The sequence below is a fragment of the Thermosynechococcus sp. genome (genome assembly GCF_025999095.1).
Classification (GTDB): domain Bacteria; phylum Cyanobacteriota; class Cyanobacteriia; order Thermosynechococcales; family Thermosynechococcaceae; genus Thermosynechococcus.
On record NZ_AP024678.1, the window covers coordinates 680632 to 706148 of the forward strand.

Genomic DNA, 25517 nt, shown 5'->3' on the forward strand with positions numbered 1-25517 from the left:
CGGATGGGTGTTTAATAAAGATATAGGAGTCTGGATGCCAGCGATCGCGGGCAACCCAAAAGTTGCATCCTTCATCAGCTCAAATCCGTCATAGGTGTTCTTACGGTTGTTGCATGTTCTAGTTGTGTGTCAGTCTCAGGATTAGGGTAGAGGTCAAGGGCTGTGCAGTATCTCGCCGAAGTGATTAAAAAAACGGGTTTTATGGGGACGAGATCCGAGTTGAAGTTGTTGATGCGTGAGCAGTCGGGCTATTGGCACCCTGTCCCCCAAAACGAGGAAACGATTCCCTTTGACAATAGTCGCGACTACGGCAATGGCGTGCTGGTCTTTGTAGAAATGGCCGCCAACCGCCAAATTCAAAACGTAGATGAAGCGGCTCGCCGCCTCACGGGTATTTTGCACGGCTTTACACGGATGCGTGAGCGTTTCCAAAGTCAAGAGGAAGAAATTGAAGGCTGGAAGCAATCCCTCTTGTATCAGGCGGAAGCGCTTAATCAACGGGAACAGGAATTTGAGCAGCGCAAAGAAGAACTTCAAGAACTAGAGGCGCAACTGGCTGGAGCTGAAGAGCAACTGGCACAACTCAACAAACTACGGCAGGAATTGACCGCAGAGGAAGAGCGGATTCAAGCGGAACGCCAAGCCCTTGAAAATTTACGCCACCAAGTCCATCAAGAGCAGCAGCGCTGGGAACAATTGAAATCAAGCCACACCGTTGGCCTATCCCCAGAACAAATTCGCCAAGTGGACTTGATCTTGCAGCAGTTGGCAGAAACCCTCAACAGTAGTGGACGTCCCCAAATTGCGGAATGTTTTCAAATTTTAGACCAGCAGCAGGCCCTGCTGAGTCAATACTGGCAGCAACTGGAGCAACTAGAGCAGGAAGTGAGCCAACGGCAAGCCACCCTAGAGCAGCAACTTCAAGCTTTCCATGCAAAGGAGGAGACCTGGCGCACCGCTCAAGAACAATTTTGGCAAGACAGTCGGGCGATCGCCCTGCAGGAGGAACTCTGCCGCTACAAACAGTCCGTTCTCGAAAAAGAACGCCACCTCCTTGCTCAACAGGAGGAAATGATCCAGCAAATGCGCCAAGCCATGGTCAGTGATCTCACAGAGGCAGTGGATGTGAATGCCCTGATGAAAATGCCCATGGAGGAACTCGAAAAAGAAGTGGCCAACCGCGGCAACGACCTCAAGCGTGCTTCTGCCTTTGTCAACGATCAAGAAGAAGAGCTCAAAATGGCTCTGGAGTCCCTAGCAGAACTGGAGCAAAAAGTTAAAGAAGCCAGTGACTTTGATCGTCTGCAACTGGCGGGGGAACTAGAGGATGAGCGCCAGCGCTGTAATCTGCTCAATCAGGCCCTTGAGGGACAACGGCAAAATATCCGTGAAAAAGAAGCGATCTACAAAATTCACAAGCAAGTGCTAGAGGCCCGCAAGGATCCGGCCTCGCAGCAGGGCATTAGCCTCATTCCCATCCTCAGTGAACTTGAACACCAGTTTCAGGAGTACAGTGTGGCCGTCAATCAACTGGCAGAGGAATTGCAGTACGCCTATACCGATCTAGAAAGTTTGCGCCACGACCTCGAAGAGCGCCGCAAGCTGCAACAGCAGCAAAAAGATCAACTGAGCCAAGAAGAACAGGCACTGATTGAAGAACAACGCTTCCTCGCCGCCAAACGGGGGCAGGCGAATCTGCTGCGGGAAATTTTACAACCCGTGCAAGATCGTCTCAATCACCTGCGCCACAGCTTAGAGGGACTCAACCAAAATATCCTCAATGGCCGTCCCGGTGCCCTCATTTCTGAGTTGCAGCAGGTGGTTATGAATCTGGGGCAGGGGGCTTAGCCCCTAATTGCGCTGCCGCATGGCATCTCGGACTTTGGTTTCCCCTGTGGGGTTATTTTGCTCACGGTAGAGCTTCAAAGCCACTTGATAGGCACGGCGGGCCTCCTGCTGCCGCCCTTGGGCTGCCAAGGCTTTCCCCAGGCGGTAAAATCCTTCGGGATCCTTGGGGTTGATCTGCGTGGCTTGACGATAAATCGCCGCCGCTTCCAGGGGATGATTTTGCTGCATTAACAGCTCACCAAAACTGAAGTAAGTGGCGACCCGTTCCGGTTGCAGGGTGATCAGGCGGCGGTAGGCTTGAATCGCTCGCTCGGGTTGATTTGCCGCCGCGGCCAGTTCGGCCACCTGTTGGAGTAGATCCGCATCCCGCTGACCCAAGTTAGCAGCGCGATCAATTGCCTGCCAGCCATTGCGCGGATCGCCGGCCGCAAGAAGTGCCATTCCTAAATTGAGTTGAATTGAGGCATTGCCAGGGGCGAGGGCTGCCGCCTGTTGCAGACGACTGAGGGCTTCAGGAATATTGCGTTGTTGCAGCAGCAAAACGCCTAATCCCTTTTGAGCTGTCCAATTGCGGGGGGCAAGACGGAGGGCGGCGCGGTAGGCCTGTATGGCACCTTGGGGATCTCCCATGCGGACGAGAATCACCGCCAGTCCTTCATAGGCTTGAGGATTACGGTTATTCAGGCGGATGGCTTGGCGGTAGGCGGCAGCAGCACCGTCATTTTCCCCCATCATTCCCAGACTATAGCCTAGGGCATAGTAAAAATCAGCGTTTTGTGGATCCAACTCAATCGCGCGTTGGTAAGCACGGGCAGCTTCGGCAAATTGGCCCTGCTGGGCATAGATGTAGCCAATGGCAGAATGCACGCGGGGATTACGGCTCTCACTCTGGAGCAGTTGCTGATAAATGGCCAAGGCTTGGGCATAGTTTCCTCCTGCCACTAGCCGCTGCCCTTCCTGCATCAGCTGGCTCACTTGGCTATTGGCGTGGACCGGCGATGCCACCCAAAGGCTAAGACTGGCAATACTAGCCCACAAAAGGGAATTGCAGCGCATTGTGAGTGAGTCCTCCTCGCAAACGTTAACCCCAACTTAACGGTTGTTTACAGCTCCCTTAAGAGATACTGCAAATTCCGCCAAGGGCGATCGCCAAGGGTTAAGAGATCTAGTTAAAGCAAACCAAGGGTCTATTCTGGACAATTTTGACCCCCATGGCAAATCAGGCGAATTAGTAAGGTAGGTGTCCGATGGCGAGACGATGCAACATTGCCCTGGTGGGCAACTACAACAGTGGCAAAACCACCCTCGCAGAAAGTATTTTGCGCCTTACCCACGCCACCAACGGGAAAGCCAGTAGTCTTCTGGATACCAGTCCTGAGGCGCGCGATCGCCGGATGGGCGTGGAACTGAATGTTGTCCATACCCAGTATGGGGAGCTAGACCTCACCCTTCTCGACTGTCCCGGCTCAGTGGAATTGCTCCAAGAAACCCTCAATGCTCTTGTGGGTGTGGACATGGCGATCGTGGTCTGTGAACCCCTTAGCGATCGCGCCTTTACCCTAACCCCCCTATTCAAATTCCTCGATGACTGGCAAATTCCCCATATCCTTTTTCTCAACAAGATGGAGCGTGCCCATGATCCCTACATGGAGATTCTAGCCGCCTATCGCCAAGTGTCCAGCCGTCCCCTTGTGCCCCACCAGTACCCCATTTGGCAGGGGGATGATCTCTTGGGCTACATTGACTTGGTGACGGAGCAGGCCTATCACTACCATGCGGGGGCAGCGGCGGACTTAGTCCCTTTTCCTTCGGAGTTACAAGCCGTCGAACAGGCGGCACGGGCAGAGCTACTGGAGGCTCTGGCCAACTACGATGATCACCTCCTCGAAGAACTCCTGGAGGATATGGCGCCACCGGAAAGTGAAATCATAGCGGATTTGCGCTGGGAGTTGGGAGCCGACTTAATTGTGCCCGTCTTTTTTGGCAGTGCCCAAACGGACTATGGTGTCCGTCCCCTCTTGGCAGCCCTCGATCGCGAAGCCCCCGAGGCCACAGCAACCGCTGCCCATCGCCAGATTAACGGTGAGGAGCCTCTCGCCCAAGTGCTCAAGACGTTCTATGTCCCCCAAGGAGGTGGCAAACTCTCCCTTGTGCGGGTCTGGCAGGGCACCTTGACCGATGGCATGGGCTTGAATGGGGTGCGCGTGGGTGGCATCTACCGTGCCCAGGGCACGCAATTAGAATCCCTGGGGCAAGCAACGGCGGGTGAGGTTGTCCTATTGGCACGACTGGAGGGCATTCGTACAGGTGAGACCCTCAGTGGTAGTGGTCAGGTACCGCCTTTGCCCTGTGCACCGCAACTGGAACCGGTCTATGCCCTGGCCATTACTCCCAGTAAACGGAGTGACGAGGTGAAGCTCACTGGCGCGCTGCAAAAACTCCTTGAGGAAGACCCGGCGCTGCGTTGGGAACAGCATGGCGATACCCATGAAATTATTCTCTGGGGACAGGGGGACATTCACTTGCAGATTGCCCTCGATCGCCTGCGTCGCAAATATAACCTACCGATGCAAACCCATCTACCCCAAGTCCCCTACAGGGAAACCATTCGCCGGGGTATCAAAAACAGCCATGGCCGCTATAAACATCAAACCGGTGGCCACGGCCAATTTGGGGATGTATACCTCGATATCGCTCCCCTAGAGCGCGGCAGCGGCTTCCAATTTAGTGAAACCATTGTCGGCGGTGTTGTTCCCAAGCAATATATCCCCGGTGTTGAGCAGGGGGTGCGCGAATCGCTGAACCAAGGTCCCTTGGGGTTTCCGATTGTGGATGTGGCCGTTACCCTCACCAATGGCTCTTACCACTCCGTGGATAGCTCTGAGCAAGCCTTTCGCCAAGCAGCCCGCCTCGCTATGCAAGCGGGAATTCCCCAGTGTGAACCGCAACTCCTCGAACCGATCATGGCGGTGCAGGTGTGGATGCCCCAAGCCTTTACCGCTAAGGTGATGCAGGCTTTGACAGGGCGGCGCGGTCAGGTTTTGGGCTACAGCGGTAAGGAGGGTTGGCCCGGTTGGGAGGAGATTCAGGCCTACTTGCCTCAAGCGGAAATGCATGACTTTGTGGTGGAGTTGCGATCGCTGACCATGGGCACGGGTGGCTTCCATTGGCACTTTGACCATCTTCAGGAAGTACCGGAGAAACTGGCCGCGATGATTGTCCAGCGCCACAAAAACGCCTAGGCGACTCCTTGAGCCGCCTTGGCCTGCAATTCCTGAAGTCGTGTGGCCATAATCTCCTGAATCTGCGCCTGCTGCTGGCGATCGCCCTCATCAAGGTCATCGGCCACAGTGCCGGGAGCGGCTTGGAATTTCTTGAGTTGACGGTCAAAGAAACTATTGGGAAAACGGCGGTACTCAACGGTCCGCTGCTCGAGGCGGGCGGTGTGGCAAAACTGGTGCAACCAATAGGCATAGGCCACATCCTCAGCCCCATAGCGAAATTGGCGAAACACCTCATCCTCTGGAAAGCCGCCAATAAACTCATGGACTTCGCGGCGCACAGCCAGATTGAGCACCAAGGTTTGCTCGAGGCTCTTGTGCCAGTAGGGATGCAGGCGATCGCGACAATAGACCCCCGTGCGCACCGCCCCAAAATAGGCCGGGGCATAGGGTTCCGGCAAGGGCTGATTCAACACCGACAAGGCCAAAAACAGGTGCTCAGGGCGGTACAGATCATCGGCATCACAAAAAAAAATCACCTCCCCTTTGGCTAAGCGCACCCCAATGTTCCGCGCTGCCGCAATCCCAACATTTGTCGGCAGGCCCACCAATTGCAGAGGGACAGCATTCGGCCATCCTGCCATCGCCACATCGCAGGTGCGATCCGTTGAACCATCGCTAATCAGGATGAATTCCCCCTCAGGGGCGTAGGGGAAGTGCTGTTGGAGGTAGCGGCAACTGGCAGCAATGCTCTCAAGGGTTTCGCGAAAGATTGTTTCGCCTCGCTGGGTTACCACATTATAGGCGGGCATCACAATCGAGAAGGAACGCAGGCCAGCAAGTTTCACAGCACCTTCCTCAGTCACTCGCCCTCATTTTCTCCCTAGGCGGGGCTTCGATGCAAAAATTTCCCGAGGTGTTGACAAACCCTCCGGGTATTCGCTACATTAACTAATGCTGAGTCTTGCCCCCATCGTCTAGTGGCCTAGGACACCTCCCTTTCACGGAGGCGACGGGGATTCGAATTCCCCTGGGGGTATCCCACACTGGCAACCTCACATGAACGACTCGAACGGTGGATAGGTGATTCGCCGCTCGCCCGCCAAAGTGCCACAATACGGAAAGTAGTGCAGGAGACAAAGGATGGACTGGGCAACGCGGGTGATGCGGGTCACACCGTCGGTAACGCTGGCGATTGATGCCAAAGCCAAGGCAATGCGGGCGGCTGGCGAAGATGTCTGTAGCTTCAGTGCAGGCGAACCCGACTTTGACACCCCTGCCCACATTCGTGAGGCTGTGAAAACAGCTCTCGATCAAGGTAAAACTCGCTATGGTCCGGCGGCAGGGGAACCGGCTCTGCGGCAGGCGATCGCCACCAAGCTCAACAGCGACAACCACCTCCCCTATCGTGCGGAAAACATCCTCGTCACCAATGGCGGCAAGCAGGCCCTCTTTAACCTGATGCTGGCCCTGATTAACCCCGGCGATGAGGTGATTATTCCTGCCCCCTACTGGGTGAGTTATCCAGAGATGGTGCATCTAGCCAGTGGCACGCCAGTGATTGTGGCAACCACGCCAGAAACGGGTTATCGGATTACCCCTGCTCAACTGGAGGAGGCGATTACGCCGAAGACACGGCTCTTTGTCCTCAATTCCCCCAGTAACCCCACGGGCATGGTCTATACACCTGAGGAAATTCGGGAGCTGGCGGCAGTGGTTGTGCGGCATCAACTGTGGGTCGTTTCTGATGAAATTTACGAAAAAATTCTCTACGATGGTGCCCAACACCTGAGCATTGGCGCGGTCAGTGGGGCCGCCTTTGAGCGCACCATTGTTTGCAGTGGCTTTGCCAAGGCCTATGCCATGACCGGTTGGCGGGTGGGCTATCTAGCAGGGGCAACGGAGATTATTAAAGTGGCAACCAAAATTCAGAGCCACAGCACCTCAAATGTGTGTACATTTGCCCAGTATGGTGCCCTTGCTGCCCTAGAAGGAAGCCAAGCCTGTGTGGCCGAGATGGTGGCGGCATTTCGCGAGCGCCGTGCCTGTATGTATAAAGGCATTTCTGAGATTCCGCGGCTGCGCTGTCTCAAACCCCAGGGCGCCTTTTATCTGTTTGTCGATATTAGCGAAACTGGCTTAAGTTCGGTGGAATTTTGCGATCGCCTGCTGGAGGAGGAAAAAGTGGCCGCCGTCCCCGGTAAGGCCTTTGGCATGGATGACCACATTCGCCTCTCCTACGCCACAGGTCTGGCCACCATTGAAAAAGGTTTAAGCCGACTGGCAAAATTTGTTGCGCGGCTCTAAGCCTATAGCCGCGCCATCGGCAACGGAAACCCTGGCATCCCTGGCGCGTCAGCGGCCAAGAGCAGCGGCGAGGGATGGCAATTTAGTATTTAGTTAGTATTTAGATTAGTAACGAGTATTTAGTAATGACATCTGTAGCAATTGGAATAACACTAAGATCTACTGTAGGAGCAGTTCCCGCGAGGGGAGGGGCGGCAATGCACACCAAAGACCCCGCTCCCCCATTAGCGGCACATCGTGGACAGTGGTTGATGGCAGAACAGACCCTGTTAAAGTGCTGAGAGTTACAGTGCTTAGAGGCGGTCTTTTATGTATTTCCACGCTAGCTTAGCGGCACCAACCATCCCCGCCTGATTCCCAAGGGTGGCTCGCAAACAGTGGAGGTTATGGCGCGAGGTGGGCAGCACCCGCTCTTCCAATTCAGCAAGCATCGAGGGAAAGAAGAGATCACTGGCGGCACTAATCCCCCCACCAATAATCACTGCTTCCGGGGTGAGCACATACACAAGGCTAGCAATGCCAGCGGCTAGTTCGCGGCCATAGGTTTGCCAGAGGGCGATCGCCTCCGGATCGCCATTGCTGGCACGCTCTGCCATCTCATGGGGTTCACAGCCCCAACGCCGCCGCAGGGCTTGGGCGGAAACGTGTTGCTCAAGGGAACCGCGATTGCCACTGTTGCAGGGAGGCCCGTTGTAGTCGAGGGTAATCAGCCCCAACTCGCCGGCGGTGCCATCGCGACCAACGAACAACTCCCCATTGAGGATAATGGCGCCCCCTACCCCCGTCCCCAACGTGAGCAAAATTAAATCCTTGAACTGACTCCCTGCGCCTAGCCATGCTTCCCCGAGGCCAGCACAGTTGGCATCGTTGGCAATGACTGTGGGTTTGCCCGTCAAGTGTTCGAGGTTGTCGCTAATAGGCACTTCGTACCAGTCCAGGTTGATGGCACGGCGGGCAATGCGACCGCTGGCGTCTACCGGTCCTGGGATGCCCATACCAATGGCCAACGCCCGATCCTCACTGTCCAGTTCTTTAATCCCCTGCAAAATGGCTTTGATCACCCGTTCTGGAAAAGGGGGCTGAGGGGTGGGCAACACCAGGGAATGGTGACAATTGCCTTTAGAACTAAAACACCCCATTTTGATGGCAGTGCCACCCAGATCAACGCCAATAACGTAGGATTCACTCACAGAGATTTTGTTTGTCTCAATTGCAGGCGATCGCGGGCATCGTCGCCCAGTTGAATCGTCACATCCGATGCTAGCATACCCGTACTCTCCACCCGCACTTCTCCAAACCCCAGCAATAACTGTACTCGACGCGCTGCCGCCAAGTCCCCCTGCTGAGCGATGATCCGCGTAATTGGGATCGGTTGGGGGAATGGCTCCGCTACTAAGGGATAGGGGTAACCAGCGGTTGCCAGTTGCTCACTCAGATGCGTGACTAATGATTCTGGCAGGGTAGTATTTTGAATGGCAATCCGCACTTGGGCAGGGGAGGTCAAACCCGTCTCGCGCCGATCAGCAGTAGGGGTATCACGGAAATATTGATCCGTTAGCCAAGCAATCCGTTGGTAATTGGGCAACCAATAGCTCACTGCCACTTCATCAGTGCTGCCATTAAAGTTCCCCGGCAGCAGCAGAAACTGTACCCGCGATCGCGGCAAGCTGGTCAGGAATTGGCCCAGGCTCATCAGTTCTGCAACTGTTAAATTCGTATCCAAGTTTTCGCGAATAATACTAAGAATTTGGGGAGTACGGGCAAGGGTTTCCGGGCGAGCCGTTTGCTCCATCAATGCCCGCAAAAACATCTGTTGTCGCTGCACACGGCCAATATCGCCAAGGGCATCGTAGCGAAAGCGCAGAAATTGCAGGGCTTGGTTGCCATTCAGGTGTTGTCGTCCGGCTTGCAAATCAATACGGAGGCGCTGACTCTCATCGCGATAGCGCATAGCTATGGGCACATCCACGGTCACACCCCCAAGGGCATCAATGAGTTTCTCGATTCCTTGAACATTAATGCGCAAATAGCGATCGATGGGCACATTTCCCAACAGCTCACTGACGGTTGCTGCCGCCAACGCTGGCCCCCCAAGGGCATTGGCTTCGTTGATTTTGGCATCGCCGCGGCCGGGAATAAAGGTCAGCGTATCGCGGGGAATTGACAGTATCACTAAACGTTGCTGCACTGGGTCAAGGCGCACCAGTAGAAGTGAGTCCGATAGCCCCTCAACGGAATTAACTAGGGCATGGTAGGTCAGGTTGGGGTCGGGGGGGTGATCTAAGTCGGAGGTTAAGACCTTAGAGCCAATGAGCAATAAATTTAGCGGCTGATGGAGCCTTGTCCCCGTCCAGCGATCGCCCCCTTGAAACGCCTGCCACTCCTGACTGCTGAGTGATCGCTGCATGAGCGGTGTGCTCTGACTGAGTAGCCCCCAGAGTGCTCCTAGGCTGCCGGAGATCAAGGCCACCCCTAGCCACAACACCAATCGCCAAAATAAGACTCCTTCTTCAGGCGGAGCCGGTTGTCGTCGGCGTTGCCATCGAATAAATACCATTGCCGCGCCACCCTAAAATTCCCTTAAGCCTACCATAGAGCTCTTTTCTCCTAGGACATCCATCAAGGGTCTTCGACAGGGAGTTGCACCCTTTGGTGTCTATCTCGTCCCCATAAAAGGAACTGTCAACAAGTTGGCAGCATACAATACTTAAATACCACTCAAATATCCAACCGATCAGGAACTGATTGCGGCCAACATGCAATTTATTGACCTTGCAGAAATTCACGTCAAAGCCGGCAAAGGGGGTGACGGCATGATTGCCTTTCGCCGTGAAAAGTATGTGCCTGCAGGGGGACCATCGGGGGGCAATGGTGGCAATGGTGGCTCGGTGATTCTGAAGGCAGTCTCCAATTTACAAACGCTGCTGGACTTTCGCTATGCCCATGTTTTCAAGGCAGAAAATGGCCAACGGGGCGGCCCAAATAACCGTACCGGTGCCTGTGGTGCAGATTTAGTGATTGAGGTGCCCTGCGGCACAATGGTCTGGGATTCAGAAACCGGGGAATTGCTGGGAGACCTTACGACCCCTGGTCAAACGCTGCTAGTGGCTAGGGGAGGCAAAGGGGGGTTAGGGAATAAGCACTTCCTCAGCAATCATCAGCGGGCACCCGACTATGCCCTACCGGGCTTGGAGGGGGAAGAGCGGCATCTCCGCCTAGAACTGAAGCTACTGGCCGAAGTGGGCATTATTGGCCTACCTAACGCGGGCAAGTCCACCCTGATTTCAGTCCTGTCCGCAGCGCGACCCAAAATTGCCGATTATCCCTTTACAACCTTGGTGCCCAATTTAGGAGTTGTCCGCCAACCCAATGGTGACGGTACTGTCTTTGCCGATATTCCCGGTCTGATTGCCGGTGCCCATGCGGGGCTGGGGCTCGGCCATGAGTTTCTCCGCCATATTGAGCGCACCCGTCTGCTGCTGCACTTGATTGATGCCACAGTTGAGGATGTGGTGGCTGCCTACCAAACGATTCGCGATGAGTTGGTGGCCTACGGGCACGGCTTGGGCGATCGCCCCCAAATCGTGGCTTTGAATAAAATTGATGCCCTAGAGGCCTCGCAAATCACGACTATTCAAGAGACCCTCGCTGCCTACGTGGGTCAACGGGTTTTTGCCATCTCGGCGGTAGCTCGTCAGGGGTTAGAGCCTCTCTTAGAGGCTGTTTGGCAGGAACTGGGGGTCAGCGTTTCCCAGCAGTATTCTTAATTGCGACGGGTGCGGTTGAGGAACTACCGAGGAAAAAATGAACACCAGAGGACACCTTGTCTCGGGTGCGATCGCCCTTGGAAGTAGTCTGATTGTGGGTCTGGGGGTTCCAACTCTAGCCCAGCCATCCCCCCCGCAATTTCAGGAACTGGTCAATCAACTTGATGAGCAAATTTATCAACTGCGGAAACAAGGCGATGTGCAGGCTGCTATCCCCCTCGCAGAGCGCCTTGTGACCCTCGTGGAAAACACCCTAGGCCCCAACCATACCCGTTTGGCAGCGAGTCTCAACGAGTTGGCAAAGCTCCATGTTGACCAAGGAAATTATGCAGCAGCCCTCCCCCTCTATCAGCGGGCATTGGCTATCTATGAGCGGGCTGGGGGCTCAGATCAACCAGAGGTGGCAGCAATACTCAATAACTTGGCCAATCTCTACCGTGCCCAAGGGAACTATGATGCTGCGTTGCCAGTGTTCCAGCGGGCATTGGCGATCGCCGAAAAGGCTCTAGGGTTAGATCATCCAGAGGTGGCTATCACTCTCAATAACATGGCCCTGCTCTACAGCGAGCAAAAAAACTACACAGCGGCTGTGTCCCTCTACCAGCAGGCCTTGGGCATATTGGAGCGCGCCTTTGGGCCAAAGAATCCCCTCTTTGCAACGACGCTCAATAATTTGGCAGGCGTCTATCGAGCCCAAAAAAATTATGGGGCTGCCCTGCCGCTGTACCAACGCGCCCTTGAGATTCGTGAGCAGATCTGGCCCGCCGGTCACCCCGATATTGCTGCTAGCTTGAATAATTTAGGTACGCTCTATTTTGAGCAGCGCAATTACTCAGCCGCCCTTCCTCTATACCAACGAGCGGTGGCGATCGCCCAATCTCGCCTAGGGCCCAACCATCCCAATACTGCCCTTGCCCTGAGTAACCTTGCTGCTGTCTATTGGCAGCAGGGAAATCTACCGCAAACCCTGGCGTTATTCAAAACCGTGCAGGCGATCGAAGAAAAAAATCTTAGTCAAAATCTGATTGTGGGTTCTGAGGATTACAAGCGCAACTATTTGACAACCTTTCAAGACAGCACCAATGCCATTCTCACCTTCCACCTTCAGAGTCTGCCCCAGAATCCTGAGGCCGCTGCCCTTGCTTTGACAACTCTCTTGGGTCGCAAGGGGCGATTACTGGATTTTCTCAGCCAAAACCAAGCACGATTGCAGCGCCAACTGGCTCCCTCAGATCAAGCTAAACTTGAGCAGCTCATTGGACTGCGCGCCACCATTGCCAAACTCGCCTTTGCCGCCACAGAACCGGCAGCCTTAGCCCAAGTGCAGCAGCTGCAGGCTCAGGCCAACCAACTGGAGGCCGAATTGAGTCTCCGCAGTGCTGCCTTTCGCGAATTGACTGAGCCAGTGACCCTCGCCGCTGTGCAACGGGCTATCCCTGACGATGCCGTTTTGATCGAGTTTGTTCGTTATCGCCCCTACGATCTGACGACGCAGCGATTTGTGGAGCCGCGCTATGCCGTGTACGTCTTGGCCCCTAGGGGGCAACCCCAGGGCAAGGACATTGGCGCTGCAACTGAAATTGAGGATCTTGTCCGCCAAACTCGGTTGCGATTGGCCGATCCTCGCTTGGTCAAAGATGCTGTGCAACAGCCCGCCCAAGCCCTGACCCAGCGGCTGATCACGCCGATTCGTCCATGGATTGGTAAAGCCACCCACTTGCTCATTGCTCCCGATGGCGAACTCAATACCATTCCCTTTCAGGCGCTTGTGGATGCCCAGGGGCGCTACTTAGTGGAATCCTATCTGATCACCCTGCTGACCTCTGGGCGCGACCTCCTGCGTCTGCAGTTGCCACCAACCTCTGCTCAACCCCCCTTGATTGTGGCTGACCCCAGTTTCAGTCATGCCCTTGAGAATGTCTCGCCGTCGCTATTGACCCTGCGTTCTGTTGATTTGCGGGATTTGACCTTTGCGCCCCTCCCCGGAACGGCTGAAGAAGCGCAGGCGTTGAAGACGCTTCTCCCCCAAGCCCAGGTGTTGATTCAAGCGGCGGCTACGGAGACAGCACTCAAGCGGGCAAATTCCCCCAAGATCCTCCATTTAGCAACCCATGGCTTCTTTTTGAGCGATTTAAGCAGCAGGGGCGTCTTGGAAAACCCCCTCCTCCGGTCAGGTTTAGCCTTAGCGGGCTTTAACACACGCCAGAGGGGTTCTGCAATGGATGATGGTGTGCTCACTGCCCTAGAGGTCACGGGGATGAATCTCAGGGGCACGGAGTTAGTCGTGTTATCCGCCTGTGATACGGGGCGAGGCGAGGTGGTGAATGGGGAGGGAGTCTATGGGCTGCGGCGGGCTTTCACCTTAGCTGGGGCGCGATCGCAAGTGACTACACTGTGGAAAGTGGCGGATCAAACTACCCGCGAAATAATGGTTGCCTTTTACCAAAACCTGCGCCGTGGCATGGGGCGAACAGAAGCCCTGCGGCAAGTCCAGCTGCAGCGACTCAAGGAGGAATCTCCCTACTATTGGGCAGCGTTTGTGTCCAGTGGTGATTGGTCTCCCTTAGCATTGCCCTGATGACGATGGTTCGTGCGATTCAATACCGTCTAGCACTGTGGTACGTAGGAGTAACGGCACTCCTGCTCCTCATTTTTGCGACGGGGTTCTTTTTTTATGTGCGGGGAACCCTGATCGAGCGGATTGATGATACCCTTAGCCACGTTGTTGAGGTGGTGAGCCGCTCCCTAATTATTGACACGGGCACAGCAGCAGCCATTGATTGGCAAACCAGTCTAGGCAGTAGTCCCGTTGCGGCACTGGAGGAAGATCACATTGACCTTGAGGGGTTTACCCCAAATCAGCAGTTGGCTTGGAGCACGTTTTCAGAACCCCTTGATCTGCCTTTGCATCCGAGTCGGACGGCGCAAACGGTACAGGTGGGGAAGGATCGCTGGCTCCGGCAGATGACAGTGGCCTTAGTCGTGGGCGATCGCCTCCTGGGCTATTTGCGGGTCAGCCATCCTTGGTTCGAGGTAACGCAACCCAGTCAAGCCCTCCTCTGGGATCTCTTAGTCGGTATTACCCTCACGCTGACACTGGTGAGTATTAGTGGCTGGTTCCTGTCACGGCTAGCCATTGCCCCCTTGCAGCAATCCTATGCCTATTTGAAGCAATTTACCGCCGATGCCTCCCATGAACTGCGTAACCCCGTGGCCCTGATTCAAACCAATGTTCAAGTTGCCTTAGCCACTGCGGATCCGGAAGCCCAACGCCAACAACTCCTGGTCATTGAACGCCTTAGTCGTCGCCTCAGCCGTTTGGTGGATGATTTGCTGTTTCTGGCTCGCCAAGATAGCGGCATGATTCCCCTGCAGGCCCAACCCTGCCACCTCGATGCGATTCTTTTGGGGGTGATTGAGGAGCAGATGCCCCTGATTGAACAAAAGCACCTGCAACTGGAGTTGGAGCTGGCCGATCCCCAAACCGCAGAAGCAACAGCCTATCGCCTTTGGGGCAACCCCGATCATCTCAGCCGCCTGTTAACCAATATCCTCAGTAATGCTGTGCAATATACCCCTGCGGGCGGTCAGATTCAAGTGAGGTTGGAGCAGCAGGGTAAATTTTACCGTGTGGTAATTGCCGATAATGGACCGGGGATTCCTGCCAGTGAACTGCCCCGCCTGTTTGATCGCTTTTATCGCCTTCAGGGCACAAAGTCCGAAGGAACGGGTTTAGGGCTGGCGATCGCCCAGTCCATTGTTCAGGCCCATCGAGGTCAGATTCAGGTGACCAGCGAAGTCGGTCAAGGCACCTGCTTTACGATTCTGCTGCCAACGGAAATAAAAGAATCTAGATCGCTCTAGATCGCTGGTACGATCATCGCCAGAGTTATCCCCAAATCAGCCCATTTCATTAGGATGGCCACCACTGTGGAAAAGAAATCCCGTTCCCTTGCCCACATTGCCACCATTGTTGCCATTGCTACGCTGTTGAGTAAAGTCGCCGGCCTGGTTCGCCAGCAGGCGATCGCTGCCGAATTTGGTGTTGGCGCCGCAGTGGATGCCTACAGTTACGCCTATGTGATTCCGGGGTTTCTCTTTGTGCTCTTGGGGGGGATCAATGGCCCTTTCCACAGTTCGATCATCAGTGTGGTTCTTAAGCAACCGCCGGCAAAAGCCGCGCCCCTCGTGGAAACCATTACCACCGTTGTGGGCGCCCTATTGCTGGTGCTAACTGTCATTTTGATGGTGCTGGCGGATCCCTTGATTCAACTCATTGCCCCCGGCGCCAGTCCAGAGATCCAAGCCTTAGCCGCAGAGCAATTTCGGATTATGGCCCCCTTGGCCGTACTCTCGGGTTTGATTGGCATTGGCTTTGGCACCCTCAATGCTGCCGATCAGTACTGGTTGCCTTCCATGAGTCCCCTGCTGTCTAGCTTGGCGGTAATCATTGGGATTTGGTTCTTTGCCGACGAATTTGGCCCAGCAGTGCTCGCTTGGGGAACCCTAGCGGGGGGAGTGCTGCAATGGCTTGTACAAATTCCTGCCCAATGGAAAGCTGGCATGGGCACATTGCGATTACGTTTTGATCTCCATCGTCCCGAAGTGTGGGAACTGATCCGCCTCATGGGACCGGCTACCCTCTCCTCAGGCATGCTGCTTATCAGCGTTTATATCAGTCTCTTCTTTGCCTCCCAGTTGCCTGTGGGTGCTGCGTCGGCCTTGAGTTACTCCCAACTCCTATTTTTGACGCCCTTGGGGATTCTCTCCAATGTGATCCTTGTGCCCTATATGCCCATTTTTTCAAAGTTGGCACAGCCAGAACACTGGCCGCATCTTAAGGAACGCATTCGCCAGAGCTTGGTGCTCACGGCCTTGAGTATGATGCCCCTCGGTGGCATGATGGCGGCTTTGGCATTGCCGGCAGTGCGAGTGGTCTATGAGCGGCGGGCCTTTGATTTTCAGGCCTCCCAATTGGTGGCGGCGCTTCTGCTGGTCTATGCCATTGGCATGTTTTTCTACCTTGCCCGCGACGTGATTGTGCGGGTCTTTTATGCCCTTGAGGATGGTCGCACCCCCCTGCAGATCACCCTCTGGGGGCTGGGTGTAAATGCCCTGTTTTGCTTTTTCTTTACCCAAGCTTTTGGCGCCGTCGGCCTTGCAATGGCGACAGTGGGGGTGAATACGGTATCGTTTATTGCCCTTACGTGGATTTTGCACCGCCGTTTGGAGGGGCTCCCTTGGGGGGAGTTGATTGGGCCTTTGCTGGGAATTGCCCTAGCTAGTGTTCTCGCTGGGGGAGCAGGTTGGGGTACCCTCAAAGGGCTGGAATTGCTCTGGGGGCGGGAAGGTTTGGGGGTACAACTGGTGCAGTTGGCGATCGCCGCCAGCGTCGGCCTGATCATTTTTGCAGTGGCTATCTCGCCCCTGAATCTGCCAGAGCTGGAGTTTTTTCTAAGTAAAGTCCGGCGGTTTTTGCCCAAGGGATACCAGTAATCGGTTGCCATAGTATGCTAGTAAATCGGCCAATGACAAGCAGCGTTTTTGCGCCTCATCCCATCTGCCTCTGCCGTGGAGTACACCATGAAAGTTGTTTGTTCACAATCGATTCTCAATAGTAAACTGGCCCCCCTGAGTCGTGTTGCTCCTAGCAATCCGTCGCACCCGATTTTGGCGAATATTCTGCTGCAAGCTGAGGGTGGCCGCCTTGGACTCTCCGTCTTTGATCTCAGTCTGGGGATGCAAATCTGGCTCGATGCAGAGGTGAAGGTGCCGGGGGCGATTACCGTTTCCGCCAAGCTCTTTAGTGAGATGGTGTCGCGGATGCCCAATCGCGATATTGAGATTACGGCGGAAGATACGCGGGTGATCCTTGACTATGGCAGTGGTTTCTTTGAGATTCAGGGGATGACTGCTGAGGAATTTCCTGCGTTGCCCACGTTAGAGGATGTGACGCCCGTTACTTTAACCGCTGAGGCATTGCGGCGGGGACTTCAGGGGAGCTTGTTTGCAGCCAGCACTGATGAAACCAAGCAAATTCTCACCGGGTTACACGTGACCTTTGAGGTTGATTGCCTTGAGTTTGCGGCTACCGATGGCCACCGCCTTGCTGTTACCGTAACTGAACAGCCTGTTCCTGAAGCTCTCTCGCCGATTACGATTCCCGCAAAATCCCTCAAAGATCTAGAGCGGCTGATGGCGAAACAAGATGGGGATGTGACACTCCGCTGTGACCCCACCCAGGTGGTGTTTGACCTTGGCAATGATGCTCGCATCACCAGCCGTCTGCTGGAGGGTCAGTACCCCAACTACCGCCAACTGGTTCCCAAAACCTTTGCTCGCCAAGTCACGGTTGAGCGAGCGGCCTTGGCAGATGCCCTAGAACGGGTGGCGATTCTTGCGGCTCAAAAGAATAACGTTGTCAAAATCAACATTGATACTGAGGCTCAAGAACTCAAACTCTCCGCTGAGGCTCCGCAATTGGGAAGTGGTGAGGAGAATGTGCCGGCTCAAATTTCTGGGGAGTCAATGCAGGTGGCCTTCAACGTCAAATACCTCCTTGAAGGACTGAAGGTGATGAATAGTTCCGATGTGCAACTTCAGCTCAATGGCGAAACCCAGCCCGCGATCCTCCTCCCCCTTGGGGCAGCCCAGATGAAATACTTGGTGATGCCAATTCAAATTCGCGCTTAGCGCAGGAAGTTGCTGGTGAACCAAAAGGCAACAAAAACGCCAATACCCACCAGTTGATCCACGTTCAGGAAGACCCCCGCCAGCCCAAGCTGATAGATACCCACGGCGATCACCGTACCCAAGATCAGGGCAAGGAGGGTGATTGAAAAGGCACGGCCAAGGCGTTTTTCCTTGCGTTGCAGCCACACTAGGTTAAAGCCAATCCCCAGCGACAGCACCAAGGCCAAGGTGTCGGGATTGGCCTGAGCCAGCCCGATCGCCATCAGAACGGCATAGACGGTTGAGGTAATGGTGATGCCCCGCAGGTTGGGGGTGTCCAACTGTTGCTGCCACCACTGAAGGGCGGGATGGTTGGCAATGGGATTTGGCTTTGCTGGCGCTGTTTCGTTCAGTTGCTCAGCATAGCGAATGCGCTCAGGCACTTTGATTTTGCCCTCTTGGCGTTGCCGCAGCCGATCCATCAAAATTGCATCGTAGGCTGCTTCAATTTCGGTGCGCTGCCGTTCATCCCCCGGATGAGCCGCTAATAGCGCATCCCGTGCGTCTTTAATCTGCTCGAAAGAAGCGTCTTCCGGCACTTGCAGCTTTTCGTAGGGGTTATCACTCATGGCAAATTGATCTTTGTTCATTGGCCATTCTTACGGGCAGTATCAACAGCGGACTGAAGGCTACCCTACAGCTTTTTCGTAACGATGCCGTACCTTTCCAAGGAGCTGATCTTGCTCGTTTAGATGGATGGCACAGAAAAAAACTGCAGCGCGATCGCCTTCCCTCAAATTCTAGCGACTTCCTAGGAAAAACGAGAGAAAGTGGCGATTAAAGGGATGCAACCCCTTAAATGTAACAAATAATTTACTTTTGAGATTTTTAATTATTCTTTACAACGCTGCGGGCGATCGCCCCCCAGGAGAACAGTTTCTTGTTGCACATTTCCTTTGGCGCGATCGCGTGGCAGCCAAACTTGAGCTTTGGGGTCAGTTGGTCAGGGGATGACTTGGGGAGGGGGAACTTTTGTATTTTTGTTTAATTTGGCAATAAAAATAACAGCAAAAACGTGAAAACTAGTTTCTTAAAGAATTACTGCTTGTCTGAGAGACTTAGAGAGCCTGAAAAATTTTTTACTGATCCTCAAGGAGGCTGAAATTTTATTACGCAAAAATAATTTTCTTGACCGCTGCGGCTTCTGGCGATCGCTGGCGGACAATAGCAGTTAGGTCATCGTGTCGCTCCATTACCTAGGAGGCAAGGTCAACGTGAAACTCGCAGTGTACGGCAAAGGTGGAATTGGCAAATCCACCACCAGTTGCAACATCTCGGTGGCGCTGGCGCGGCGGGGCAAAAAAGTCCTGCAAATTGGCTGTGACCCCAAGCACGACAGCACATTTACCCTCACGGGCTTTCTGATTCCCACCATCATTGACACCCTCCAAGCCAAGAACTATCACTACGAAGATATCTGGCCAGAGGATGTAATCTACAAAGGGTATGGCGGTGTGGATTGTGTTGAAGCGGGTGGCCCTCCGGCCGGGGCAGGTTGTGGTGGTTATGTTGTCGGTGAAACCGTCAAGCTCCTCAAGGAACTCAATGCCTTTGATGAATACGATGTCATTCTCTTTGACGTTCTTGGGGATGTGGTCTGTGGTGGCTTTGCCGCCCCCCTCAACTATGCTGATTATTGCCTGATTGTCACCGATAACGGCTTTGATGCCCTCTTTGCGGCCAATCGCATTGCCGCCTCCGTCCGCGAAAAAGCGCGCACGCGCCCTCTGCGCCTTGCGGGTCTCATTGGTAATCGCACCAGTAAGCGGGATCTCATTGAAAAGTATGTGGAAGCAGTTCCCATGCCCATCCTTGAGGTGCTGCCGCTGATTGAGGATATTCGCGTGTCGCGGGTTAAGGGCAAAACTCTCTTTGAGATGGCGGAAAGTGATCCTAGTCTCAACTATGTTTGTGACTACTACTTGAACATTGCCGATCAAATTTTGGCGCGGCCGGAGGGTGTTGTGCCTAAGGATGCCCCCGATCGCGACCTCTTTGCCCTGCTATCTGACTTCTACTTGAATCCTCAGGGAGCAGAGCGTTCACTCGCTGCTGTCTAAAACTCCCCTAGAATACTCCACGCAACCCCCTCGCTGGAGTCAGTATGAACCCTGAACAACTACGGCAAAGCGCACGCAGCAAGTGGCTGGCCTACTATCAAGAAAACCGCCATTGGATTGTTCGCCTGGCCATTTGGAGTACCTACCGCGGTCAACGGCGCCCCTCCTCGAGCTTTATTTTGGCCGTGCTCACGACCCTAGAGCCCCGCCTACTGGATGCTCTACCCGTCATTGTCGAACTCACCAATGATCCCGATCGCATTATTTCTGCCCTTGGTTTGAACTTCAACCCTGACGAAGAGCTAGCCAATCGCGATAACCCCCCTCAACTGCCCCCGGAACCTCGCTTACTCCCGCCTCAGCCCTTTGTGAGTAATCGAGCTGAAGAACACAGTGAAGAGGCCGCTCAAACCCATCAAACCTAGTTTCAATAGTCTCTGAATGTGGAGGTTCTCCCTATGACTGCGACTGCTCCCAATGCCCTCAACTTTGAGTGTGAAACAGGTAATTACCACACGTTTTGCCCCATCAGCTGTGTGGCGTGGCTCTACCAAAAGATTGAAGATAGTTTCTTCTTGGTCATCGGCACTAAGACCTGTGGCTACTTTTTGCAGAATGCCATGGGGGTGATGATTTTTGCAGAACCCCGCTATGCTATGGCGGAGCTAGAAGAGGGGGACATTTCGGCACAACTCAATGATTATGAAGAGTTAAGGCGCCTCTGCCTTCAAATTAAGCGCGATCGCAACCCCAGCGTGATTGTTTGGATCGGTACCTGCACCACAGAAATTATCAAAATGGACTTAGAGGGACTGGCTCCCAAACTCGAAGCCGAAATTGGCATTCCCATTGTCGTTGCCCGTGCCAATGGTCTCGACTACGCCTTTACCCAAGGGGAAGACACGGTGCTAGCAGCAATGGCCGCCCGCTGCCCCACGCCCACAGCGGTTAGGGATCCAGAGGAGCGTAACCCGATTCAACGGCTTCTCAACTTTGGCAAGAAGAAAGAAGAAGTCCAAGCTGAATCAAGCCAGTACTACGACCACCCACCCCTTGTTCTCTTTGGCTCCCTGCCAGATCCCGTCGTCACCCAACTCACCCTGGAATTGAAAAAACAGGGCATTAAAGTTTCAGGATGGCTTCCTGCCAAACGCTATACCGAATTGCCAGTCATTGATGAAGGCTCCTATGTCGCTGGCGTGAATCCCTTCCTCAGTCGTACTGCCACCACCCTGATTCGCCGCCGCAAATGTCAACTCATTACGGCCCCTTTTCCCATTGGTCCTGATGGTACTCGCGCCTGGATCGAACAGATTTGTGCTACCTTTGGCCTTCAGCCCCAAGGTCTAGCGGAGCGCGAAGCCGAAACTTGGGAAAAACTCAGTGACTACCTTGAATTAGTGCGAGGCAAATCGGTCTTTTTTATGGGGGACAATCTCCTAGAGATCTCCCTAGCGCGGTTTTTGATTCGCTGTGGTATGCGGGTGCACGAAATCGGCATTCCCTACATGGACAAGCGCTACCAAGCGGCCGAGTTAGAACTCTTGACCAAGACCTGTGCGGCAATGGGGCATCCCCTGCCCACCATTGTGGAAAAACCGGATAACTACAACCAGCTCCAGCGGATTAAGGTGCTGCAGCCCGATCTGGTGATTACGGGCATGGCTCACGCCAACCCCCTTGAGGCCCGTGGCATCAGTACCAAATGGTCTGTGGAATTCACGTTTGCTCAGATCCACGGCTTTGGCAATGCCCGCGACATCTTGGAATTGGTGACTCGTCCCCTACGGCGCAACCACGCCCTGGCGGGATTAGGCTGGCAAAAACTTGTGGCCAATTGAGAAAAAGAACCCCCTCTGAAGGTAGCGAGAGGGGGAAACAAGCCACCCTAAAAACGTTGTTGGGGCGGTTGTAAAATTCGATTTTGGATATTGGGCGGCATACTGCCCGGCGTGGGCGAGTACTGGTAGCCAAATTCGGCATTCTGCGTATCATCAATAATCTTCGGTGTTACCATCACCACCAGTTCATTACGTTGACGGGCGTTGGTTTCCCGGCGGAAGAGTCGCCCCAGGAGGGGAATATCGCCTAGGATGGGAATTTTCGTAACTGTTGAGCGATCCTGATCTTGGATGATCCCCGCCAACATCAATGTCTGGCCATCGCGCAGGCGGATCCGCCCTGACTCCATCCGCCGTTGTGACAGAAGCGTTCCCGTAGATGGGTTTGCTACCCCCGGAAAGACGACCGAATAGGTGCCACTCGGAGCACTCACCTCAGGAGAGAGTTGCAACGTAACGAAGCCATTGTCGTCAATTTGATCCACTGTGACATTGAAAATCACCCCTGCAGGTCGAATGATGGGTCGAATTGTCTGAGACTGAAGGGCTGCCCCTGACCCTGTCCCCTGAGCTTCAACAGTGGATTCAATCCCTGAGAAAATCTCTTGAGTCAAATTGACCTGGGCAGCACTGCCCTCTTGAATTACAAGGGTTGGGTTAGTGAGGATTGTCGCATTCCCTGTGTCAATAGCCAATTGAATTTGGGCAAAAAAGTCACTAAGGAAATTACCCACTGGCGTGCCAGGAACGGGAGGTAAAGGTGTAGGGGTCAAACCACCAACATTGGGCGTGGTACCACGGATAACGCTGAGTCCATCAGCGCTGAAGATAGCTCCCCAAAGACTGCTACCAAAGTTAGTGATTAAGTCTGCATTTGCTCTCTGGCCGCGCAGTAGATTAACGTCAATAAACTTGACGTTGACCATCACCTGTCGCTTGCGGATATCAAACTGCTGAATGAGCTGGGTGGCAATTTCTACTTTGCGGGGTGTGCCAATGAGGGTGATGGTGTTCGTACGAGGATCGCCAACGACCTCCAAACCCTTTAAGAGGGTACTACGGCAAATTTGACTGACAACGCCACCGGCTGCAGATGGGACCTGAAGCTGCTCACAGCCCGTTGGCGCTTGTCCTGTATCAGGCAAGTTGGCACCATACATTTCCAACAACTGCACAGCACCCAACTGTAAGTCACCCTCACGAGTTCGAGTTTCACGGTTGAGGGCTGTTTGAGCAGTCGTTGAGGCTTGGGCACCAGCGCCGCCGGCAGTGCCAATAGTACCTCCCGTTTGCGCAACGGAGCTAATTTCCCGTGTGGTTGAACCCGCACCGAAGACTCGCATTTGATTCAAACGAATGGTGCGAACAATACGGTTTTGGGCATCGGGAGGCAAAGCTTGACCAATAAAGATGGTGCGGCCTTGGCGATTGGCTTTGAGGTTGGTGACCCGCAGCACGTAGTTGAACACATCTTGGACGGATTCGTTTTCAATGTCGAGGGAGATAGTTGGCCCGCCAGTCGTGCCCCCTTCGGGAAAGACCACGTTCAGATTGACTGCCCGCGCCAACAGAGAAAGCACTTCCCGCACGGGGGCTTCCCGCAGGAGTAAGCGGGGAATCCGCTGATTTGTGCCCAGTTGAATGACATCGGGCTCTGCGTTCAGAGGACTAATGAGCATATCTCCGACAGGTGGTGGCACCGGCCGTGGCAGAAAGGGAGGAACGGCACTGGGGCCGGGGGGTATGGCTGTGGGTTGGCCAGTGGGAGCAACTTGGGGACCGGCGGGGCCTTGAGCCGTAATGAAGTTAATTTGCAGGCCAGCGCGTCCTTCGCGGATGACCTCACCAATGGGGGCCGCACTAATGCCATTCACGGTGACGCGGATGGTTTTAGCATCCAGTTGCACCACCTCGACGGCGGAGATACCGGGAGCGGGGTTCTCTTGGCGGAAAGCACCCCCTTGGGGTAGGCGCAGTTGGCTATTGGCAATGTCGGCGATGGAGGTATTGCCACGATTGACAGTGAAAACGGCTGGCCGTAGATTCCCCTGCACGTTAAAAAGGAGCTGGATACCGTTAGCAGCAGTCACAAGGCGAATGCCGGTAATTTCTGTGGCTGCGGCCCAAGTGGGTGTTTGACCTGCAGCAATGAGGGCCGTTGTGGCCACCCCTAAACCGAGACGATGTAAAAGCTGACTCACAATGCTTGACTCCTCACGAATGCCACCAAACCTACGAAAAGAGAATGCTACTCAGTCCTAAAATAATCTACGCTGCTTCTTTGATTGCCATGCGCTATTGCTGTTGTGGTTGCTGCCGTTGTCCTTGCTGCTCACCTCCTTGGGGCTGCCCCTCCTGGGGCGGGGATGCTAAAGCGGCAATTTCCTCAGGCGTTAGGGGTACATAGGCCATAAGCTTAAATGTGGTAATCACTTCGCCGGGCTGATCAGCAACGAGTTCCATCGTCAGATTGTTAATAACGAGGAAGTTCTGCTGCTGATCAATTTTTTGCATGACCTGCAAAATGCTGGGAAATGGCCCTCGAATCGTAACGTTGGTTACCTGTTGTTTTAGTTTGGCATTGAGTTCTGGGCCAAGGGAGCCATCTTGGACAATTCCTGAAGCTGCACTATCGGGTTCAAAGGTATTGAGTTGGGCGCCACTGGTTAAGATCAGGCGGTTAAGGTCAAGGAGCAGGGTGTCAAGAGCTTTCTGGGTGGCAAAGAGCGATCGCACATCCCGATTTTCCTGCTTGGCGCGCTCTAACCCCGCAATCACATCATTGAGTTGCTTCAGGAGCACTTCCCGCTGGGAGAGGTCATTTTCCTGTTGGGCAATTTCTTGCTGTAGCTTGGCGGCTTCCTCGAGCTTGGGGGCAATGAGAAGACTGCCCAGATAGACGGCGGCTCCTAAACCGACGAGGGCAATCAATGCCCCACTCACTACGGGTGTCAGGGTGATGCCAAAGACCGTTGGATAATTTGGTGCTGCTTCCTCAACCGGGGGGCCGCCAAAATCGCCAGTTAGAGTCATTGCTCTACCACTCCTTTTTCTTTAAGAAATTGAATGCGCGCTACTAGTCCTTCAACACCATTGGCAGCAAGTTGCTCAAGGAGTTCCGATGCCGGCACGCTGGCGATCGTGGTCTTAACACTAAAGGAAACAGTGGTGATTTTCTCTTCTGCGTTACCACCGGTTGAGCGTTCAGCCTTGATTAACTGGGTGGCCTTGCCATCAAAGAAAGGAGAGCGATTTTGCAGGAGCAGTAGAAACTCACTCACGGCATCAAAGGACACCGCTGTTCCTTCGATCGTTAATTCCTGTGATGCTTCTCCCCCTTGGGTAATTTTGCGAATTTGTACCCCTGCTGGTGTTTGAGTTGCCATACTGCGCATCACCGCTGACCAAGGTTTGACCTGATTAAAGACGGTAGCAAGGGCTTTGGTTTCAGCTGCAATTTGCGCTTGCTCTTTTTTAATTTGATCCATACGTTGCAAATCCGGCGAAATTGCGGCAAGGCGATCTTGAATGGTTTTTTGCTTATTCGCCAGTTGTTGCAGCCAGAGGTTCGCACCCACTGAGCCAAGGAGAGCTAGACCCACAAAGAAGAGGGCGGCAATACTACCAATAATAATCGGTACATTACTCATTCCCGCTGCTGTGGTTGTCGCAGCAGCCATCCCCCCCACTGCGGGACGTTCTTTAAGGAGGTTAATCTCAATTGAGTACATAGGGCATGCT

19 protein-coding genes and 1 tRNA gene are annotated in these 25517 nt (G+C 54.2%); 12 read left to right on the forward strand and 8 right to left on the reverse strand.

From position 1 onward, the window contains the following. Positions 1-162 precede the first annotated feature (162 nt). Positions 163-1848, forward strand: a complete 1686-nt coding sequence (gene hmpF / locus Q0W94_RS03380) for a pilus motility taxis protein HmpF (protein WP_297761128.1) — start codon at positions 163-165, stop codon at positions 1846-1848. 3 nt (positions 1849-1851) lie between these two features. On the opposite strand, the gene Q0W94_RS03385 is transcribed toward hmpF, so the two are convergent. Continuing rightward, positions 1852-2904 carry a tetratricopeptide repeat protein gene (locus tag Q0W94_RS03385; protein WP_297761130.1) on the reverse strand — a complete coding sequence of 351 codons (1053 nt, stop codon included), beginning with the start codon at positions 2902-2904 and terminating at the stop codon, positions 1852-1854. Positions 2905-3095: 191 nt separating this feature from the next. On the opposite strand from Q0W94_RS03385, the gene Q0W94_RS03390 reads away from it, so the two are divergent. After that, positions 3096-5090, forward strand: coding sequence for an elongation factor G (locus Q0W94_RS03390; protein WP_297761133.1), 1995 nt, complete (start codon positions 3096-3098; stop codon positions 5088-5090). Here Q0W94_RS03390 and Q0W94_RS03395 read toward each other — a convergent pair. Continuing rightward, positions 5087-5917, reverse strand: coding sequence for a glycosyltransferase family 2 protein (locus Q0W94_RS03395; protein WP_297761136.1), 831 nt, complete (start codon positions 5915-5917; stop codon positions 5087-5089). The genes Q0W94_RS03390 and Q0W94_RS03395 overlap by 4 nt on opposite strands. A gap of 118 nt (positions 5918-6035) precedes the next feature. Here Q0W94_RS03395 and Q0W94_RS03400 point away from each other — a divergent pair. Both Q0W94_RS03400 and Q0W94_RS03405 read left to right on the forward strand, forming a co-directional pair. Then, positions 6036-6108: transfer RNA gene (locus Q0W94_RS03400), tRNA-Glu, on the forward strand. A gap of 104 nt (positions 6109-6212) precedes the next feature. Beyond that, a complete protein-coding gene (locus Q0W94_RS03405; RefSeq protein ID WP_297761139.1) occupies positions 6213-7376 on the forward strand; it encodes a pyridoxal phosphate-dependent aminotransferase in 1164 nt (387 codons plus the stop codon). 293 nt (positions 7377-7669) lie between these two features. Here the strand turns inward: Q0W94_RS03405 and Q0W94_RS03410 are convergent, their stop codons facing one another. Then, on the reverse strand, positions 7670-8515 hold the full coding sequence (locus tag Q0W94_RS03410) for an ROK family protein (protein WP_315863094.1): 846 nt from the start codon (positions 8513-8515) through the stop codon (positions 7670-7672). Between the two features lie 47 nt (positions 8516-8562). Then, positions 8563-9933 (reverse strand): LCP family protein, encoded by a 1371-nt coding sequence (locus Q0W94_RS03415; protein ID WP_297761145.1) that lies wholly within the window; start codon positions 9931-9933, stop codon positions 8563-8565. 199 nt (positions 9934-10132) lie between these two features. Between Q0W94_RS03415 and obgE the strand changes: the two genes are divergently transcribed. From obgE to dnaN, 5 genes are all read left to right on the forward strand, one after another. Beyond that, positions 10133-11143, forward strand: coding sequence for a GTPase ObgE (gene obgE / locus Q0W94_RS03420; RefSeq protein WP_297761148.1), 1011 nt, complete (start codon positions 10133-10135; stop codon positions 11141-11143). A 37-nt stretch (positions 11144-11180) separates the two neighbouring features. Continuing rightward, complete coding sequence (locus tag Q0W94_RS03425) at positions 11181-13721, forward strand: CHAT domain-containing tetratricopeptide repeat protein (RefSeq protein WP_297761151.1); 2541 nt, start codon at positions 11181-11183, stop codon at positions 13719-13721. 5 nt (positions 13722-13726) lie between these two features. Then, positions 13727-15007, forward strand: a complete 1281-nt coding sequence (locus tag Q0W94_RS03430; protein WP_315863095.1) for a HAMP domain-containing sensor histidine kinase — start codon at positions 13727-13729, stop codon at positions 15005-15007. A gap of 54 nt (positions 15008-15061) precedes the next feature. Beyond that, positions 15062-16639, forward strand: a complete 1578-nt coding sequence (murJ, locus tag Q0W94_RS03435) for a murein biosynthesis integral membrane protein MurJ (protein WP_297761156.1) — start codon at positions 15062-15064, stop codon at positions 16637-16639. Between the two features lie 87 nt (positions 16640-16726). Further along, entirely contained in the window at positions 16727-17836 is a 1110-nt protein-coding gene (dnaN, locus tag Q0W94_RS03440; RefSeq protein ID WP_297761159.1) for a DNA polymerase III subunit beta, read from the forward strand. Here dnaN and Q0W94_RS03445 read toward each other — a convergent pair. Continuing rightward, positions 17833-18465 carry a CPP1-like family protein gene (locus tag Q0W94_RS03445; RefSeq protein ID WP_297761162.1) on the reverse strand — a complete coding sequence of 211 codons (633 nt, stop codon included), beginning with the start codon at positions 18463-18465 and terminating at the stop codon, positions 17833-17835. The genes dnaN and Q0W94_RS03445 overlap by 4 nt on opposite strands. Positions 18466-19089: 624 nt before the next feature. Here Q0W94_RS03445 and bchL point away from each other — a divergent pair. The 3 genes from bchL to Q0W94_RS03460 are packed head-to-tail and all read left to right on the forward strand — an operon-like array spanning position 19090 to position 21776. Next, positions 19090-19935: a ferredoxin:protochlorophyllide reductase (ATP-dependent) iron-sulfur ATP-binding protein gene (gene bchL, locus Q0W94_RS03450; protein WP_297761165.1), complete on the forward strand. Its 846-nt coding sequence runs from the start codon at positions 19090-19092 to the stop codon at positions 19933-19935. Between the two features lie 44 nt (positions 19936-19979). Then, positions 19980-20360 carry a DUF5331 domain-containing protein gene (locus tag Q0W94_RS03455; protein ID WP_297761168.1) on the forward strand — a complete coding sequence of 127 codons (381 nt, stop codon included), beginning with the start codon at positions 19980-19982 and terminating at the stop codon, positions 20358-20360. Positions 20361-20393: 33 nt separating this feature from the next. Beyond that, positions 20394-21776: a ferredoxin:protochlorophyllide reductase (ATP-dependent) subunit N gene (locus Q0W94_RS03460; RefSeq protein ID WP_297761171.1), complete on the forward strand. Its 1383-nt coding sequence runs from the start codon at positions 20394-20396 to the stop codon at positions 21774-21776. A gap of 47 nt (positions 21777-21823) precedes the next feature. On the opposite strand, the gene Q0W94_RS03465 is transcribed toward Q0W94_RS03460, so the two are convergent. The 3 genes from Q0W94_RS03465 to Q0W94_RS03475 form a co-directional block, all read right to left on the reverse strand. Beyond that, positions 21824-23977 (reverse strand): AMIN domain-containing protein, encoded by a 2154-nt coding sequence (locus Q0W94_RS03465; protein ID WP_297761173.1) that lies wholly within the window; start codon positions 23975-23977, stop codon positions 21824-21826. Positions 23978-24071: 94 nt separating this feature from the next. Further along, a complete protein-coding gene (locus tag Q0W94_RS03470; RefSeq protein ID WP_297761176.1) occupies positions 24072-24809 on the reverse strand; it encodes a pilus assembly protein PilO in 738 nt (245 codons plus the stop codon). Continuing rightward, positions 24806-25507, reverse strand: a complete 702-nt coding sequence (locus Q0W94_RS03475; protein WP_297761179.1) for a PilN domain-containing protein — start codon at positions 25505-25507, stop codon at positions 24806-24808. Before Q0W94_RS03475 ends, Q0W94_RS03470 begins: the two co-directional genes overlap by 4 nt. Positions 25508-25517 lie beyond the last annotated feature (10 nt).